The organism is Microcoleus sp. FACHB-SPT15 (assembly GCF_014849525.1).
Classification (GTDB): domain Bacteria; phylum Cyanobacteriota; class Cyanobacteriia; order Cyanobacteriales; family Coleofasciculaceae; genus Symplocastrum; species Symplocastrum torsivum.
Map to the genome: position 1 here is coordinate 218295 of NZ_JACJNU010000059.1, position 18991 is coordinate 237285.

14 protein-coding genes are annotated in these 18991 nt (G+C 45.9%); 2 read left to right on the top strand and 12 right to left on the bottom strand.

Annotation, left to right across the window (positions count from 1 at the left end; all coding sequences use genetic code 11):
- Positions 1–150: 150 nt before the first annotated feature.
- From H6F98_RS23920 to H6F98_RS23940, 5 genes are all read right to left on the bottom strand, one after another.
- Positions 151–576: a hypothetical protein gene (locus H6F98_RS23920; protein WP_192221208.1), complete on the bottom strand. Its 426-nt coding sequence runs from the start codon at positions 574–576 to the stop codon at positions 151–153.
- Between the two features lie 171 nt (positions 577–747).
- A complete protein-coding gene (locus H6F98_RS23925) occupies positions 748–2946 on the bottom strand; it encodes a substrate-binding domain-containing protein (protein WP_192221209.1) in 2199 nt (732 codons plus the stop codon).
- A 25-nt stretch (positions 2947–2971) separates the two neighbouring features.
- Positions 2972–3928 (bottom strand): DUF1822 family protein, encoded by a 957-nt coding sequence (locus tag H6F98_RS23930; RefSeq protein ID WP_192221210.1) that lies wholly within the window; start codon positions 3926–3928, stop codon positions 2972–2974.
- Positions 3925–4746 (bottom strand): hypothetical protein, encoded by an 822-nt coding sequence (locus tag H6F98_RS23935; protein WP_242058668.1) that lies wholly within the window; start codon positions 4744–4746, stop codon positions 3925–3927. The genes H6F98_RS23930 and H6F98_RS23935 overlap by 4 nt, the downstream gene beginning before the upstream one ends.
- 186 nt (positions 4747–4932) lie before the next feature.
- Positions 4933–7392, bottom strand: a complete 2460-nt coding sequence (locus tag H6F98_RS23940; protein ID WP_199348843.1) for an EAL domain-containing protein — start codon at positions 7390–7392, stop codon at positions 4933–4935.
- A gap of 235 nt (positions 7393–7627) precedes the next feature.
- On the opposite strand from H6F98_RS23940, the gene H6F98_RS23945 reads away from it, so the two are divergent.
- Both H6F98_RS23945 and H6F98_RS23950 read left to right on the top strand, forming a co-directional pair.
- A complete protein-coding gene (locus tag H6F98_RS23945) occupies positions 7628–8638 on the top strand; it encodes a 2-hydroxyacid dehydrogenase (RefSeq protein WP_192221211.1) in 1011 nt (336 codons plus the stop codon).
- A 416-nt stretch (positions 8639–9054) separates the two neighbouring features.
- Positions 9055–10494: a DUF3370 domain-containing protein gene (locus tag H6F98_RS23950; RefSeq protein WP_192221212.1), complete on the top strand. Its 1440-nt coding sequence runs from the start codon at positions 9055–9057 to the stop codon at positions 10492–10494.
- Between the two features lie 40 nt (positions 10495–10534).
- Here H6F98_RS23950 and H6F98_RS23955 read toward each other — a convergent pair whose 3' ends face one another.
- From H6F98_RS23955 to H6F98_RS23985, 7 genes are all read right to left on the bottom strand, one after another.
- On the bottom strand, positions 10535–11608 hold the full coding sequence (locus tag H6F98_RS23955; RefSeq protein ID WP_192221213.1) for a diguanylate cyclase domain-containing protein: 1074 nt from the start codon (positions 11606–11608) through the stop codon (positions 10535–10537).
- On the bottom strand, positions 11605–12771 hold the full coding sequence (locus tag H6F98_RS23960) for a response regulator (RefSeq protein ID WP_192221214.1): 1167 nt from the start codon (positions 12769–12771) through the stop codon (positions 11605–11607). Before H6F98_RS23960 ends, H6F98_RS23955 begins: the two co-directional genes overlap by 4 nt.
- Positions 12772–13049: 278 nt before the next feature.
- A complete protein-coding gene (locus tag H6F98_RS23965) occupies positions 13050–13286 on the bottom strand; it encodes a hypothetical protein (protein WP_192221215.1) in 237 nt (78 codons plus the stop codon).
- A gap of 90 nt (positions 13287–13376) precedes the next feature.
- Positions 13377–14672, bottom strand: coding sequence for a hybrid sensor histidine kinase/response regulator (locus H6F98_RS23970; RefSeq protein ID WP_192221216.1), 1296 nt, complete (start codon positions 14670–14672; stop codon positions 13377–13379).
- Positions 14673–14677: 5 nt separating this feature from the next.
- The gene (locus H6F98_RS23975; protein WP_192221217.1) at positions 14678–15124 is read right to left on the bottom strand and encodes a response regulator; all 447 of its coding nucleotides are present in this window, start codon (positions 15122–15124) and stop codon (positions 14678–14680) included.
- Positions 15125–15130: 6 nt separating this feature from the next.
- The gene (locus tag H6F98_RS23980; RefSeq protein ID WP_242058669.1) at positions 15131–16591 is read right to left on the bottom strand and encodes a CHASE3 domain-containing protein; all 1461 of its coding nucleotides are present in this window, start codon (positions 16589–16591) and stop codon (positions 15131–15133) included.
- Positions 16581–18875, bottom strand: coding sequence for a PAS domain S-box protein (locus H6F98_RS23985; RefSeq protein ID WP_192221218.1), 2295 nt, complete (start codon positions 18873–18875; stop codon positions 16581–16583). Before H6F98_RS23985 ends, H6F98_RS23980 begins: the two co-directional genes overlap by 11 nt.
- Positions 18876–18991 lie beyond the last annotated feature (116 nt).

Consider the following 18991-nt stretch of genomic DNA (forward strand, 5'->3'; position numbering starts at 1 on the left):
CTGCTAAGGTGAAGTTGCCAAGAGCATCTCGCGTCACCTATTTAACTAATCCGTTTTAGGGGAAAGAGAAAGGTAAAAAGAAAAATCTTTTTCCCATGAGTGCATATTACAAATTAAATAGGTGACAGCTTATACTCAAGGCAATTGCTATTAGTCGTCGCCGTCATAGCCACTGTCATCGTCATCGCTGCTAGAGAATCCTGTTAAGTATTGGCTGACATCAAGGTTTTGCTCCCAAAATTCGGTATTCGGCTGACCAACTCTTTGAATGTCGATTTCGAGTTCTGACTCTTCACGCTCAAACTCAAAGAGATAGTTGTTATAAATAATCCTGGTACCAGGAACTTGAGAATTAAGATTGAATGTCTGTTCGTATTCTTGCCCATCAGGAGATTCGACTTCACATTCTACATCGCCCCCTGGGGCAACCTCCACCTCAATCTTCGTACCATTTAGAACGACATGTTCTCCTAATGGAATGTTGAGAATAAACTCTCGCTCGATAGCCCTCTGACAACCACTAATCAACAGTGTACTTCCAAGCAAGACACCGGATACTAATTGAGACGTTTTCATTGTAAAAAATCATTCGTTACGCTTACTACTTACTCAGCGTCTCAATTGAACTTTATGAAAAATCCTGCTCTATTTTTCATGAAGGGTTAATAACCAAATTTTGATTTGGTAAGCTCTTTTCAAGGAAAAAGCGATCACATAATTTCATTCAAAGCCTAGCAAGTCCCAACCTTAGAATGAGCGGATAGGAATAAAACCTGCTTTTTGAATTAACTGTTGTCCTTCATCCGTTAACAATAACTCAGCATAAGCTTCACCTGATTGCTCATCCACTTGACCATTCTGTTTAATAATTACAAAAAGCCGACGGGTTATCGGGTATTCGCCGTTTAGTAAGGCTTCAAGATTGAGTTCATTGTTTTGACCAGGACACTTTTCACCAGGTTCAAGCAAACCTTGATACGGAGCAATGAAGGCACTTCCAGTATGGCGACTGATTGGTAAAGTTTTAACACTACACTGGTTAATTACTTCAGGAGCAGAAGCATAATAAATGCCTCCTTGATTGGAGAGTTGACCTACCTGCTTTAAAGCTTGAGTAGTGGTTGGAATCATAACAACATCGGCACCAAAATTACTGGCTCCCAAAATGTTCTCTTTAAAAAACTCAGTAGTCCCACTGTCAAACGGGCGAGAGTACGGGGTGATTTTAAGATTGGGACCACCAATTTGACTCCAGTTGGTGATTCGACCTGTGTAAATACCTTTAATTTGTTCTAGGGTTAAACCTTCCAGCTTCAGATTGGGGTGAACCGCGATCGCAAGTCCATCAATTGCTACAGGAACCTGCTTCAGCTTAACCCCACGAGAGGCAGCGATTTCGTACTCACTATTGAGGATGGGTCGTGAAGATTGAGAAAACGACAGTTGACCGTCTAACAACATCTTGATTCCTGTTCCCGAACCCGGTGGCAGGGTGGGATGGTGAGCATAGGACAGGTTAAATTTAGGCAATTCTTGCTTAATCTTCTTGTCTACTAAACCTCGAATTGGTGCCCAAGTTGTACTGCCACCATACAGCCATGTCCCGGAAGGAGGAGTCACGGAACTGAGGCGAGACTCATCAGGCTGTTCTGCTGATTGCGATCGCAAGGGTAGGTTGATCAGGTTGATCACAGGTAACGAGGCAGCACCCCCAACAACAACACCCAGCAAGCCAGCAAGTAACAGTACCTTGATGTTTCTTGCTGGCTTAGGAAGTGGCTTAGGAGATAGGTCGGGAGCCAGATTAGGCTCCAAAATTGTTGCTGAGCTAAGGGAACTCCCCGAAAGTCCCTGCCAAGTCAGTGGCTCAACATTCGGTCCAATGCAAATCGTTGGCAACCAAATTGCCCCTGGATAATCGGATTTGAAAGGTTCCAGACGTTTGCGGGCTTTTTGGACGGAGGTAAAAAGTGAGTTGTTACGGGTAAACTCCTTGAAAAAGTGCTTCAAAAACTCCACGGCTACGGGATCGGGCACGGGTTCCCGCATCACAATGCTCTGAGGGAGATGTAACTCAGACAGTTGGTTGGCTAACCCCAAACCATCGCAGGAATTAAAAATCGCCAACTGCAACCCTCTACTAATCGCTTCTCTCAAAGCATCCTTAAATTGCTCAATACTTAAGCTATCTTTCTCGTTGACCTCAATCCAACCAATTTGCCCATCCTCTTGACTCCCACTGTGACCTGTAAAGACGAAGATGTGGTAGCCTTGCTCGTCCCAAAGTGCTTCACATAAATCTTTCAGGTTAGGGTGCATCAAACAGACTACTTCAGCGCCAAGCTCTTCTAACCGCTGAATTACCTCTAAATCATCCTTCGTATTTATGCCATCGCTTCTACCGACAGCGACTAAAACTCTGACTTTTGAACTGCTGGGAAGAGAGCTAATTCGCTTTTTCTCTGAGCCTCTAGATGCAATTAGGGCAACTTCGGCGTGCGGGTAGTGTTCTTCAAATAAACTCCACTCTTGCCAGGGGAGGCGACGCAAGTTGATATCTTTGGCATCGAGAATCACTCGAATCTCATCACCTGCCTGATTTAATTGGTCTGCGATCGCAATTAAACCATCTCGAATTGGTTGCCAGCGGCTATCCCCAGAGTTGAGCCATTGATTCAGATGGGCTTTCACTGCATTGGTATGTTCAGAATTAGAATAAATCGTCACTCCTTTCGGTGTGAGACGTACCCCTGGTGCAGGAGCAATGCAGGAACGCACAGCATCAATCTGACGATAGGCTGATTGCCATTTGTTGAAAGATAATTCCAGTTCTTTGGGTAGCGGAGCTAAAACGCCTTCAGTTTCATGTTCCCGATTTGTCGAAGTCAGAATGACTAGGAATCCCTCTTCGGACGTTCGCCTGAGTTTAAGTTTGACTATCGCCATTGCTGTCTCCTGTTGTTTGATGTACTTAGACAACAAACTCTTCAGTAACGCTTATCTCCCCTAACACCACTCTCACTCTAAACGTTTCCTCATGTTGGCAACTAAACTCTAACTGCATCCAGTTATCACTGCTTCTTGCTTGAGCTTCCATACAAGCCGTTCCCACTTCATCGAGTACTATCAGTTGCAAATTCGGTGGGAGATGAATCGAATCGCCATCTGGGTAAACCCGTAAGTGAATATCAACCGATTCTGTAGCGGTGGGGGTTAACTGTACAACCAGTACTACCGCCTGAGGAGCTAGATGCTCTCCCAAGTTAATGACCTTTGCCCGATTGACCGAAGTTGCCTCGGCATCAAGCCCTAAACGGGTAATGCTTCTCAAGTTACTAGTCAGTACCAAGCCTGATGGTTGCCAATCTTCGTTGAAAATCCCCTCAAGCCATTGGCGTAGACTTACCAGTGATTCTGGGTTAACGGCTGGTTCCTGAAGCTCAATTGGTGATTGATAAATATTGTCTATCAGTACATCAAGAGATTGTAGCTCTGCTAAGTGGAGTTTTTCTGGCGGCTCAGGCGTGGCAATTGCCGGAGCAAATCCCAGTAGCTGTACAGAATCCAATTGCTGATTAAACTGGACAGCCACGTAACCAATCCTATCTTGTGTCACCTCAGGAGGTAAGACAAAAGCGATTTCACCTGGTAACACCGGACGACATTCGAGCTTACCAATGTTTGGCAAAACCAAGTCAGCCACATCAAAAATTGCTCTCAAACCCGGTTGCCAACTGTCGCTTTGAGTAAGAGCTGTGTCAACACTCAGCCACTTCAGGTAGCTGTAAACAGCATAAACAGCTAGGGTGTTGAGATAAACTTGTTTTCCCTTCTGAGGTGTTGCTTGTTCAGCAGCAAACTGAACAGCCCAATGATGGGCATCTGTACCGAGAGGGACACTTAAACAAGAGGGTTGTGTGCTGGTCATGGCTGATATCCGAGATTTCGTCCAATGTCTTGCAGAAGCGGGAGGCAATTTTTCTTCCAGTGCGAGTAAAGGGTTTGGTTGCTAACGTTGAATTCTTTAGCAACATCAGCAATTCTCTGAGGCGGGACTTGCAAAAGTAAGCGCTTTGCTAAAAGCTGGCAATTGCATTCTGGATTTTTTCGAGGATGACAACCTGTTAGTTTCCTCGTTGTGTCTTTCTCAATGTATTGCCTCACCTGTTGACCTAGGCGATGGTGTTCAGCCTCCTGGATTTGGGCAATCTGAATCTCCAGTAAATCTAAGGTAGGAGCTGTGAACTGAGGGTCTGATAGTTGCTCAAGCAGGGTTATTTGGTCACCCTCATTACTACTAATGGGTCGGTCTAGGCTAATTGAATACTGATTTTCTTTTGTATACAAATCTCGAATTCGCCACTTAAGGTAGCCGTTAATCCAGATTACTAGACTCTGTTGAACTGAGGGTGGACGCGGCTCAAACTCACCAATCTTGCGACTAGCCCATTCCCACGTTTGGTTCAAAGCCTGTGGATAGTCTTGATGGGAAGACCTATAGATACCAGGGAGTTGCTGAATAACCACCAGCAGTCGATTTAGAGCTTTCTGTCGCTCTGGACTGGGGTCTGAGTACCGACACACCTCGTCAATTAGGTTTCGGAGTTGTTCATCCACAGCAGTTCTTCTCCCAAGCAGTGGTGTATCTTCCTTGCCTGATTGAAAGATACAAACGTTCTGATAGCTTGAGTCTAACTGACTGTGAGCCAACAAATTCACCGTTTGGTAGCTTGGACTACAGAGCATCTACTTTGAACCTTTCTGACTTTTCACGGTAAGTTCTGAAACAAGGCATTCTGAACTCCTCTTTCAACCCTTTTCTTCTCCACAAGCCATTCAAAGATGCCGTGAAAAGTCGGTCGCTTACCTACTGTCTTATCACCCTCACTTAGCTTTTTTATGAATCTCGATTAAGTGACAAGGGAATTTAATTTAATTGAATGTCAAGGGGCGTGGAAGAGCAATACCATAGCCCTGTGCATAATCCACCCGAATTGCTGTGATTTTTTCGAGGATGGCTTCATTTTCGACAAACTCAGCAATGGTTTGAAGACCCATCACATGTCCAATATGATTGATCGCTTCTACCATTGCCAAATCTGTTGGCTCATCTAGAATCTGCTTGACGAATCCCCCATCAATTTTTAGATAATCCACAGGCAGGTTTTTCAGATAAGCAAAGGAGGACATACCACTGCCAAAATCATCCAAGGCGAAGCGGCAGCCGACTTGTTTGAGCGATCGCATAAATTGAGAGGCTTGACGCAGATTTGCGATCGCTACGGTTTCGGTAATTTCAAAGCAAATCACCTGAGGCGGCACTTGGTGTAAACTCAACTGTTCGCGCACGAACTCGATGAACTGCTCGTCGCTGATACTAGCACCCGATAGGTTAATGGCATACAAACAATCATAGATATTCCCCAGCAATTCACAAGGATTGCGGTTTTGTTGATAATGCTCTCCCAAGCTAGCAAATAACGTCTGAATTACCCAGCGATCAATGCAGTGCATGAGATTGTAGCGTTCCGCAGCGGGAATAAACGCCATAGGTGACACCAAATTCCCCTGTTCATCAACAAGACGTAGGAGGATTTCGTAATGGGTTGCTAAGGACGAGGGTTCATGGCTGGGGACAATCGACTGGTAATAAAGGCGGAAACGATTCTCCTCAAGTGCTTGATTTAGCCGCGTTACCCATTGCATTTGGCTTTGTTGAATCGCCAACTCCCGATCATCGGCTTGATAAATATGCACACGATTACGCCCTTTGTTTTTGGCAGCATAGCAAGCGGCATCAGCTGCACTGAGTAGGCTAGTCACACTTTGAGTGTTCGCATCGATGGCAACCACCCCAATACTGACACCAATAGTGAAGGTTTTGTCCTGCCACACGTAACGAAACTCCTGAAGCCGCTCAAGCAGCTTGGACGCTACACGCACGGCTGCATCTAGAGGGCAATGGTTGAGCAGCAGACCAAATTCATCTCCACCTAGACGTGCTAACGTGTCGGAGGCACGCACCTGAGTCTGAAACAGCGCTGTAACTTGGCGCAAGAGTTCATCACCAGCGATATGACCACAAGTATCGTTGACAATTTTGAACTGATCAAGATCCAGATAACATAAGGCATGTTGTTGGTCTGAAGTCTTTGCACTAATCACGGACTGTTCTAAACAGTTTTCAAATTCGCGTCGGTTGACCAGTCCGGTTAGTGCATCGTGACTCGCGTGCCAGGATAGCTGTCGTTCCGTGCTACGCTCTTGGGTTACATCCCTCAGCACTAGTACCGCACCGATAATTTGACCATCGCTAGCCCGGAGGGGGGCGGCGGAATCATCAACCGCCAATTCATGACCTTCACGGCTAATCAGGAGTGTTGGCTTGTCCAGGCAAACGGGTTTGCCTTCACGCATAGCGGTTTCTACTGGACTTTCTATTAACTCATGAGTCGTTTCGTTGACCATCCTGACTATCTCAGACATTGGCTTTCCTGATGCCTCCTGCTGACTCCAGCCCGTGAGGGCAGAAGCGACTGGATTGAGATATTCGAGTAAGCCGAGATGATTGGTCGTAATGACAGCATCCCCAATCGACTGTAATGTTACTTGAGCCTGTTCTTTTTCTTGGAACAGCGCGGCTTCAGCAATCTTGCGCTGGGTGATTTCAGCTTGTAGCGATTCATTAGCGAGCGCAAGTTGTGCTGTTCGTTCCTGAACTTTGATTTCCAGAGAGTCATGGGCACGACGCAGTTCCTCCTCGACCTTCTGGCGTTGTATAACTTCACCTTCCAGTTTTTTGTTAGCCGCTTCCAGGAGAGTCGCTTGGTCTTTGAGCAACTGTGTCTTCTTGAACAGCTCAACAAATACTGCAACCTTGGATTTCAGGATTTCCGGAGCAAAGGGTTTTAAGATGTAGTCCACCGCCCCAATGGAATAGCCTCTCTCCACATGGATGTCGTCTCGATTAAGTGCCGTGATAAAAATAATCGGGGTCTGTTGCGATCGCACTCTTTGTCGAATCAACATCGCCGTCTCGAATCCATCCATTTCCGGCATCTGGACATCGAGCAAAATTACAGCAAAATCCTGATTGAGCAGACATCTTAAGGCTTCTTTTCCAGAATTTGCTTTCACCAGATTCACCTCGGAACTATCCAGAAGCGCCGACAAAGCAAGTAAATTTTTCGGCTGGTCGTCTACTAAGAGGATATTAACGTTCTGTTCAGGCAACATCAACAACACGTCCAATAGCTGTTCACTGGGACAACCGCCGTTACTACTGGACGGTACGAGCTGCTGGTGTGCGACCTGCGCGGCGGTAGCTTTCATCGAACGTTCCACATGAAAGGCTCTAGTTGCCACGTTAGAGCAGCGACGATATTTTCGCATTCCCCTTGGGGTTTACTCCCACTGGTATAGCTCAGGCGACTGGCTGGTCAAAAAATCAGGGATTGAACAGAACTTATCACTGAAAAGTATTGTGTGTTTTCAAATACCCATAGGAGTAGTTATCAGTATTAAACCGAAAGATTTCAATCCCTGAAAGGGATTGAAGGTAATTGAGAGAGAATGCTGATTACACTGTATGTGGCAAATCAAGCTGAGAGAAGGAAAGGAAAAACTGATGAAAGTAGCAGTCTTCAGCACGAAAGCCTATGATCGTAGATTTTTAGAGGCAGCGAATACTGACCACGGACACGAGTTAGTATTTTTTGAACCGCATTTGACTTCTGATACCGCTATCTTAGCCTCAGATTCCCCAGCCGTATGCGCGTTTGTCAATGATCAATTGGATGAGAATACCTTGCAAGCTCTTGCCAATCAGGGAACTCGTTTGATTGCCTTACGCTCCGCTGGTTATAACAATGTTGATTTAACAGCCGCTTCTAAATTGGGATTGACAATTGTACGTGTTCCTGCGTATTCACCCTATGCGGTTGCTGAACATACAGTTGGGCTAATTTTGACTCTCAACCGCAAAATTCATCGGGCTTACAACCGTGTGCGAGAAGGTAATTTTTCCCTAGACGGTCTTTTGGGATTTGACTTGCATGGTCGCACCGTTGGCATTGTTGGTACAGGTAAAATTGGCGTTCTTGTAGCACAGATTCTCAAAGGATTTGGCTGTCAACTACTCGCCTATGACGTGCATCAGAATCCGGAGTGCGAGGCACTGGGGGCAAAATACGTGAAGCTTCCTGAACTTTTCCAAGCCTCAGATATTGTTACTCTACACTGTCCACTGACTAAAGATACTTATCACCTGATAGACGACCAAGCTTTAGCTCAGATGAAGCAGGGTGTAATGCTGATAAATACAAGTAGGGGGGCACTAATTGATACCAATGCCGTGACAGAGGCACTCAAATCTAGAAAAATTGGCTACCTCGGTTTAGACGTTTACGAGAAAGAATCTGATTTGTTCTTTGAGGATTTGTCCGAGGACGTGATTCAGGACGATGTTTTTCAACGCCTACTAACCTTTCCTAACGTTCTTATCACAGGTCATCAAGCTTTCTTTACAGAAAACGCTCTCAAGAATATTGCTGAGACAACGCTGTCTAATATTACAGACATTGAACAAGGAAATCCTTGCCCAAACATAGTCACCCCTGAGCAGAAGATTGCTGCTTGAATCTCGCTTGCCCAATCACCAGCTAGGAACTTGTAACGGTAACAGCTAGTCATTCAAGGGAAGGCAGGAGGCAGAGGGCTTTTATATTCCGTTCAGACGGGGACTCTTGACCCTTGGCTACAATCCGTCGCCAGATGGATCGTGCTATCGGCACGGGGATAAATCCATAAAAGCCTTGTGCCCTCTGCTTTCTGCCTTTCTCGGTTCACCACGGGAGGCGCAGATTCTCTAAGACTCACCCAGTCTGGTGAAGGCGCTGTGGGTGAGATAGGAGAGGATAGAAAACAGTGCGCGATCGCTTCTCTTTGATAAAACGACGCACTGTTGGCATTGGGTGCCTAAACCGTCACTAATCTCCCAACCTTCTTTAACAATCTGGGCTAAGCCTTAGCCCTCGTTGCGTTGAGCTAGTTCTAATGATTCCAAAAAAAATTAATCTTCCTCCTATCGTTTACCTCCTCATACTTGCCCTTGTTGGTGGTGGTGGCTACTGGTTATTCCTGAAAAAATCTGCTCCCTCTTTTGTCTTTGCACAAACGACACCCACACCAAAGCCGTCACCCCAGATTATCGTGCAACCCCAGCCAGTACGGGCATTACCAGGACAGTTAGATACGGTACCAATGTTTAACAGCAATAGCCCAGAATGGGTGAAGACTGAAGGCATTTTACTATCTACCTTTCCCCCAACGGGAAAAGCTGTTCCGGCGGCTCACCTCAACTTTCCCTTTCAGGGACGGTTCGACCTGTTTGTTCACCACCAAACCCACACTCCCAAGGATTTGCAGACGTTCTATCTAGGCGTAATTTTGCATAATCCAGGGTCACAACCTGTTACGGTAGATGTTTTGCAAGCAGCGACGTATCTAACGCAGGAAGCGCCGTATATTACATTGCCACCCTATGTCGAGAATCCCCAGAATACTGCCTATGCAGGTCCAGGCGATCGCGCCGTGCATGACGTACTCCAAGGAAAACGACAAGCTGATTTTCCCGCAAAATTAGTAATTCCACCGGGACAAAGCCGGATGTTGCTAAATCATCCTACACCAGTCCGGAATTTAGAAAAGCCAATCAACGGACGATCAGTGTTGATGCGGTTGAGCAGTAGTAGTAAGGTTTATGCCGCTAGCTTGACCATGTTTGCTAAGAAGAATTCTGATGGTAGTGATAGAGCGCCTAATTTAGAAGAATGGCAAGCCTTACTGGATAAAGGCGCTTTAGCTGGGCCACGCGATAAAAGCCCGACTCCTCCTGAAGCTACCAGTGGTCAACTGATTTATGGTCGTGTTGCTGGTGTGCAGCAAGGCTCTAAGTGGCAAGCGCAATTAGTAGACCGTTCTAATGCAAGGGATTTTACGATTCCTCAACCCGGTCAAGCAATTTCCTACGCACTCAATACCCTGCGTGCTGGTCGGTTGGGTACAGATCAAGTCCAGACGACACGGATGCTGGTGCGGTATCCAGATACGGCTTACGAAGCACATGGGAATTATGGTGTTGAATACAACCTCTCCTTGCCTCTCTACAACCCCACCAACAAACTCCAAACAGTTGCTCTCACAATTGAAACGCCGTTGAAGGAAGACAGACTCAGTAAAGGAGGGCTACTTTTCCAAAAACCCCCTCGCGATTTCCCGTTCTTCCGGGGTACCGTGCGGCTACGTTATGCCAATGACCAAGGACAACAAAAGACACGCTATGTCCATTTGTGGCATCGAACAGGTCAAGTATTAGAGCCAATGGAAAAATTGGTGATGCCACCAGGGAGTCGTAAGGCGGTGCAGGTAGATTTTATTTATCCTCCTGATTCGACTCCACCGCATGTGCTAACTGTTAAAACCCAAACACCGTAAATTTCAGTAAAGCTGATAGCTGACGGCTTTGGAGCTGGGTTCACGAGGTTTCATAAAATTCAGCCACATTACCTTCCCAAATTAGGGGGGTAGATGGGTTTAAGTCAGTTGAATTCACGGATAAGTTACCCATATGAAAAACAACGCGATCGCGTAATCCAATTTTCGCTTGATCGAGGGCTTCTTTAGCCTCATCAATTAACCTGTCAATTGATGATTCTGAGCTAGGAATTGCACTGGCTACCCCTAAGCTGATGGTTACTAAGTGACTAACTTGAGAACCAGAATTAGCGATCGCTAATGCCTTCACCTGAGAACGCATCGCTTCTGCCACCTGAACACCGCCTCTAGCTGGAGTATTTGGCAAAAGCACAGCAAATTCTTCACCGCTATAGCGAGCAACCAAATCCGCCGGACGTCTGACAACTTGGCGAATAGTACGAGCAATCTGCTTTAGGCACTCATCCCCAGCTTGAGTTCCATAGGTATTGTTGTAGGCTTTGAAAAAATCAATATCACTCAAAATTAGAGAGAGTGGTTTCCGTTCCCGTGCCGCTCGCTTCCATTCTCGATGAAGGTATTCATCAAAACAGCGACGGTTGGCAATCCCCGTCAACGTATCAACAGAGGTAAGACTCTCCAATTTCTGCTCTGCTCTTTTGAGTTGTTCCTTGAGCAGATTCTCCCGTTCCACCTGCTGTCGCAGTTCCTGCATTGCCCAGTTTGCTTGAATTAGGCGAGGGACTCTTTGGCGTAATACTGCCCAATGAATCGGTCGAGTAACATAATCAGCAGCGCCAACCTCAAAGGCTAGTTCAACGGAAGCTTGATCACCAAGATCAATAATCATTAAAATCGGAGGACAATGATCACCCAAAAGGGCTTGTAGCTTGGCACAGCAAGAAAAGCCATCTATATCGGGCATGGTGGTATCGAGTAGGACTAACTCTGGCTGTAGCTGTTGACAAGCGTTTAAACCTTGCTCCCCAGTTAAGGCTTCAGCAATCCGATATCCTTCTTTGTCAATTGCCTCACGCAGATCTACTCGCAGAGTCTTCGGATTACCGACAACGAGAATGAGGGGTAGGTTTTTCTGAAGGTCAGAATCAATCATCGTTGTCTCCGTGGATATTCTAAGTCCAGCGCTGCTTTTACGCGCTCATACTCAGCGTTGAGTTGGCTGATCAGTCGGGAGGCATCAAGAGTGCGATCGCCATACCCCATCACTTCTAGGGCTTGACATAGTTGAGCAAGGGGAACTGCTCCGAGAGAGACACTGATTGCTTTGAGGGAATGGGCGGACTTGTGTAGGGTACTTGCATCGCCTTGGGCAACTGCCTCACGCATCACTTGCAGTTGTTGCAGTGCTTCTTCCAGGTAACAATCTACTAACTGCGTCATGAAGGCAGTATCTCCGCCTACAGTAGCCTTCAAGGCTTGAAGCTTTTGGGTATTGAGCGCAGGTGGATGGATGAGGTGGTTATTCGTCTGTTGGGTAGCCTCTTCAGGCATAACCGTCACAGACATCGAAGCTACCTCTTGGATGGAAGCTTGATTTTTGAATTGCTCATAGGTGTTTAGAGCTTTGACAAGTGCCTCGATTTGGATTGGCTTGCTGATGTAGTCATTCATTCCAGCTCTCAAACAGGTTTCGCGATCGCCTCGCAGAGAATTGGCAGTCATCGCGATAATCCAAGGTCGGTCGAGAGGTGACCATTCCTGGCAGATTTGATGAGTTGCTTCCAACCCATCCATTTCCGGCATCTGCACGTCCATAAAGACGACATCGTAAGCTTGGCGACGCAGCGCTACTAGTGCTTCTTTTCCATCATTAGCCACATCAGCGTGATAGCCTAACCTCTTTAACAGATGCAGCGCAACTTTTTGATTTACAGCAACATCTTCTGCCAACAAAATCTTTAATGGCAGCCGTTGAGCGAGTTGTGGGTCAAAGGAGGAGGACAAGGGTTGAGTGGGGTGAGAAGAGGGCTTTTGGCAACTAAAGCTCTGAGTGAATACCTCATCAAGCAGAGATAACTTAACAGGCTTACTTACAGAAGCAGCAAAATCCCCCTTTGTTCCGGATTCTTCTTGTGTAAGTCTGCTGATAGCATTCAGCCTTACCAAGGGAAGTCTTTGACGTTGGGGTAAGGGATGGGTTAGTGCTGCTAAATCTAAGCTACCTATAGTATCAGCATGATGTAAGCAAAGCACTTTGTAATATTCTACGGCGGCTTGGCTACGGCGAATGTCTTGTTTTAGCTTTTGGTTGTTCATTACCACTTATAGGGTAAGTTCCTGTTCTCTCTAGAATCAGATGAATTGCCAATGCTAGCATTTGAGCAATTACTAGCTTCCCCTACGAATCAAGATAAGAGATTATCCATTAGAGATTTAAGGTTGAAGTTTCCCTTGCCCAAGCTTCAATAGCTATTTAAATAAAATTTAATAATTATTTATGCTCTACAACTGAAATAAGATACTACCTTTGTTCCAATTCCTTGACTCAAATGATTTTAAGTGTAGAAAACAAAAGTGAATATTTTGTGAATTTCCTACGATATTAAGTAGGAAGGCATAAATACAGAAATGGTATGAGTGGCAGTAATTTGCTCTTGAGTATCGCGATCGCATAGAGCAACAATTCTTGCTTGCTGCTTCGGCGCTAACTGATTGTAGACTTCCATAATCTCTACATAGGTGTAATCAATAATTAGAGCGTGCATCTCACCGACTGTCTGCACAGATAGCATTGCCGCTTTTAATTTTGCGATCGCTTCACTATCAGTCATCTCTTCCAAAATATTCTCTGTCTATCAATATCTACAAAACCCGTACTAAATTTAAAGGCATTACAAGAAATTAATCGGCTTATCAACTTGCTAATAGACCGACTGGGAGTTAGATTCAGCCAACTGTTCTGTAACCTGACAAATTAAAGGTATCGTAATTATAAACGTTGTTCCAGTTCCCACTTCACTTTCCACTGCAATTTGTCCATTGTGGATGTCTACACATTTTTTGACAATCGCGAGTCCTAGTCCTGTTCCAGAGATAGTACCAACATTACTACTACGATGGAAAGCCTCGAACAATTGATCTTGATCTTTTAGGGGAATACCAATCCCTTGATCTCGAATACGGAAGATTGTAACATCCTGTTTGCATTCGAGTTCAAGCTGAACATTTCCCCCATGGGGAGAGTATTTGATTGCATTTGACAGCAAATTAGTCAGGAATTGCCGCAGCAGCTTTTCATCAAGGCAAGCTTTGATGCTTGAAGTCTGGCACAGGAAGCTGATGTTGTGCTGAGTGCTGGCAGTAAGCTGTAATTCTTCTACCAGTTGATAGCAAAATTCCACTAATTCTAGAGGTACTGGATTGAAGTCCAATTTCCCCGCCTCAGCTTTGCTAATGATCAACACATCATTAACTAGCTGTGTCAGATGGTGAACTGAGTTCTCAATCCGTTTGAAATGACGCTGCCTTTTCTCTTGGTCCCATTTATGACTGTAGTTTTCAAGTAATTCTGTAGAAGAGAGGATAGTTGCAAGAGGAGTGCGATACTCATGGGAAACCACTGAGATAATATTAGATTTGAGATCACTGAGTTCTTTTTCTTTCATCAAAGCGTTACGGAGTTCTTCTTCCAAACGCTGACGCTCAGTAATTTCACTTTGTAGGCAGCGATTTTTGTCCCTCAATTCTTCAGTTTGCTCTTTGACTCGGTGTTCTAGTTCTTCATTCAGTCGTTGCAACTGCTCTTCACTCTGGCGCAGTTGCTTCAATGTGTTTGATCGCTCGATCGCATAACCAATGGCACGGACTAACAAGTTACTATCAATTTTCCCTTTAACTAAATAGTCTTGTGCGCCCTGCCGTACAGCGTCTAGTGCTGTAACTCGATCATTAAGACCTGTCAGCACCACAATTGGCAGATCGGGTGCCGTTTCATGGGTTTGTACAACGGTCGCCAATCCTTGTTTATCCGGTAGTGACAGATCTAATAAAATTACATCAAAGTGGTTTTCCCTCAAGGTTTGAAGCGCTTCTTTCAGCTTTTCAACATGCACGAGTGACCACTGAGTCTCGTCAGCTTCCTCAAGAAATTCGCTGAGTAAGTCAGCATCAGCCGGGTTATCTTCCACCAGAAGAATTTTGATAGTAGGACTGTCCATATCACTTACTCCGAGGGCAGTTTAACTACGGCTAACCAAAACATCTCAATCAGCTTCACGACAGAAATAAACTGCTCTAAGTCAATGGGTTTGGTAACGTAGCAGTTTGCATTCAGTTCGTAGGTTTTAAGAATATCTCGCTCAGCCGCTGAAGTAGTGAGAACAACAACCGGAATTAATTTAAGCTGGGGGTCAACTTTGATTTCTGCAAGAACCTGACGACCATCTTTTTTCGGCAGGTTGAGGTCAAGCAAAATTAGATCCGGACGTGGTGCATCGCTATATTTTCCTTGCCGACGAAGAAAGGCGAGAGCTTCTACACCATCTTCAACCCAGTGCAAGTTATTGAGTACCTTGCCATCACTAAGAGCTTCTACAGTTAGATCGGCATCGCTGGGAGAGTCTTCTACAAGAAGAATCTCAACGGCTCTAATTGGAGTGTTAAAATTCATGGGGATTTATTGCCTTGATCGCAGGATAGTAAAGTAAAAAGCTGTGCCTACTCCTGGGATTGACTCCACCCAGATACGCCCTCCATGACGCTCCACAATCTTTTTACAAACCGCTAGACCAATACCCGTGCCGGGATACTCGCTCTTGCTATGTAGGCGCTGGAAAATCGTGAAGATACGCTCGAAGTATTCTGACTCGATGCCGATGCCGTTGTCACGAACACAGAACACCCATTCGTGTTCCTGTTCGTTAGCCGAGACATGCACATGGGGTAACTCCTCGCGGCGAAACTTCATACCATTGGCGATCAGATTCTGGAGCAACTGAATGAGTTGAATTCCATCCCCCATCACACTCGGTAACGGATCGTGAGTGACTGAAGCCTGATTTTCAGCGATCGCAACCTTTAAATTATCCAAAACCTGACTCAGCACCAACTCACAGTCCGTCAGCACCAACGGTTTACCGTGCGTTCCTACACGAGAAAACGCAAGTAGGTCGTTGATCAACTGCTGCATCCGAGTCGCTCCCTCTGTGATATAGCCGAGGTACTTATCGGCTTTAGCATCGAGGTTACCCTGGTATTTGCGGGTGATGAGTTGTGCATAGCTATTGACTGCTCGCAGTGGTTCTTGCAAATCGTGGGAAGCCACGTAGGCAAACTGCTCTAATTCCCGATTGGAACGCAACAAATTGGTGTTGGCTTCTTCCAGTTCAGTGGTTCGTTCCTGTACTCTTGCTTCTAGCTCGTCATTAAGTTGTTTTAATGACGCTTCCGCTTGCTTGCGCTCAATAGTCTCTTGATGGATAGCGCTGGACACCAGATAAAGGGAAAATAGGGTCAGAACGATGCCCAGTAAGAATATTAGCTGTCCTTTACGGATTGTCGCCTCTCTAGTCGTTAACCAATTTTTTAATTGCTCACTTTCTTCCCCTTGCATTTGCTGGATCAGGTTTCTAATCTGATCCATGAGCTGTTGTCCGCGATTGCTGGAAACTACTGATTTAGCAGCCTCATACTGCTGGTTCTTCTTCAGCTCAATTGTCAGTTGGAGTTCAGCCAACTTTTGGGCAATTAGATCTTTAAGACTTGTCAGTTGTTGCTGTTGCTCAGGGTTAGCGACTATGACCGTTTTTAGTTGTTCAATTTGCGGATCGATTGACTGGATTGCGAGGTGATAAGGCTTTAAGTAAGACTCTTGCCCTGTAAGCAAGTAACCCCGTTGCCCTGTTTCAGCATCCTTGACAATTGATAGTACAGATTCCAGCTTCTGGAGAGTTAGCCGACTGTGAGCGACCCGTTCAGTTGTTTCTTTTTGCTTGATAAAGCTCCAGTATGAGAGAATGTTGAGCGTTACCAAGATCACCGAGGCAAGTCCTAGCAGTACCCTAGTCTTATTCTCAATCGGCAAGGTCTTTGTTTTATCGCTCAATGGTAGTGACTTGAGGCAAAAATTAAACTTCATGGGTTTCTTGCCTCTTCTGGGGGATAGAAAAATAAAAGGTTGTGCCTACTCCTAGCGTTGATTCCACCCAAATTTGCCCCCCGTGACGTTCTACGATTTTTTTACAAACTGCCAGACCAATTCCGGTGCCGGGATATTCAGTACGCGAATGTAGACGTTGAAAAAGCGTGAAGATGCGCTCAAAGAACTCGCTCTCCATGCCGATGCCATTATCGCGGACTTCAAAAACCCATTCCTTTTGCTTTTGCTCGGTCGAGATATGCACTCGTGGTGGCTTGTCTTGACAAAACTTAATGGCATTGCCGATGAGATTTTGGAACAACTGGATCAGTTGAATTTCATCCCCTATCACAGTTGGCAGGGGGTCATGAGTGACTACGGCTTGACTTTCGGCGATCGCAACTTTTAAATCAGCCAAAACCTGGCTCAGTATCACCTCAGTGTCTATTCCCTGTAAGGTTTTTCCATGCGTTCCTACCCGTGAAAACTCAAGCAAGTCATTGATCAACTGCTGCATCCGGGTCGCTCCTCCCATGATGTAGCCGAGGTACTTATCGGCTTTAGCATCAAGGTGTCCCTCGTATTTCTGGGCTAAGAGTTGCGCGTAGCTGTTCACTGACCGTAGTGGTTCTTGCAAGTCATGAGAAGCAACATAGGCAAACTGCTCTAAGTCTCGGTTTGAGTGTAATAATCTTTCATTAAGTTGTTCGAGTTTCTCTTTGGCTTTGCGGCGCTCCGTAATCACCTCAGTGCTGACAATGAGACCCCGAATCTCGCCTACACCGTCTGTCCAAGGACGAAGCTCCCACTTGACCCATTGCTGTTCACCGTTAGCCCGGACAAACAAATCCTCCTCACACTGCTCAACAGCACCTTGCAGACAGCGCTGGTGTATCTCCTGCCAACGATTGGGCATTTCTGGAAATACTTCGTAAGCACTTTTCTCAATGATGTCTTGGTTACATAAGTTATAGTCTTCCAGGTAGCGGCGACTCGCCAGATGGAACTTCATATCTTTGTCGAACATCGCGATCGCAGCAGGTGTATGTTCCAACAAAAACTGAAGCATTTCCGCATTTTTGCGTAACGATGCCTCTGCCTGTTTGCGTTCAGTAATGTCTGTATGGATGCCCACCCATTCCCGAATGCTGCCATCCGCCTCCATCACTGGCACTGCCCGAACACTCATATAGCGGTACTCCCCGTCGTAACGCCGAAGACGATGTTCTAATTGGCAAAGGGTATGATCGCAAACAGCAGTAGCCCAGACTTTTGCTGTGTTGAACTGGTCCTCTGGATGAACGGCATTGAGCCACCCCCAGCCTTGTAGTTCGTCAAAGGTTTGCCCTGTGAATGCACTCCATCTTGGCTGTTCAGTAACGAATTCCCCCCTAACATTAGTGTCCCAAATAATCTGGGTCGTCGCCTCAACAAGCGAACGGTAGCGCTCCTTGCTTTTGTAGAGTGCTTCCTGCACTTGCTTGTGTTCTGTAATGTCTACATTTGACCCAGCGATGCGGCAGGGCTTACCGTTACTATCACGTAGCGTCGCGCCACGGCATAACATCCAATGGTAAGTGCCATCTTTGTGCAAGACTCGCTGTTCAAGTTCAAATATCGGTGTCAAGCCATCAAGATGAGCGTTCAGAGCGGCTTTAGTCTGGTCAAGGTCATCAGGATGGACACGCTTAAACCATTCATCAGGGTCATTTGAGATCTCATCATTCTCAAAACCTAATGTATATTTCCAGCGAGAGGAATAATAAACGTGGTTAGTTTGCAGGTTCCAGTCCCATATTCCACCTTTGGAGCCTTCTGTTAACAGTTCATACCGAGCCTGAGTCTCCCAAAGAACTGCCTCCGTTTGTTTCTGTTGTGTGACATCGCGTGCTATGACATATAGGCGTTCTCGCCGCTGAGACGGTGCAATAGTCCACGCCAGCCAGCAATATGACTGATCTTTACAACGGTAGCGATTCTCGAAGTGAACGGCTGGGGTGCCAAGCTCTTGTCTTTCCAACTCAGCAAGGGTTGCCGTTTGGTCGTCAGGATGAACCAAACTAATGAACGGCGTTGCTAAGAGTTCCTCAGTTGTATAGCCCAGTATTTTTTCAAATGCTGGGTTGACACGCTTAAAGTAACCATCCCTTCCAGCAATACCAAGCAAATCTGGGGAGAGGTTGAATAAGCCCTCAAGCCCAAATTCGGCTGGCGGTTGCTCGTCAAGTTCTAATTGAGTTGTCTTGCGGCTAACTTGTTTGTGTTGCTCAGGATTGACTATCAAAATCCTTCACCAATGACGCTGTAGCATCCCGCTCTCAAGAGCGAGAAGTTGCTGTTTCATTGGTACCACTTATATAAAAGACATTGTGATGAGGAAACCACGGAATTATTAAAGGG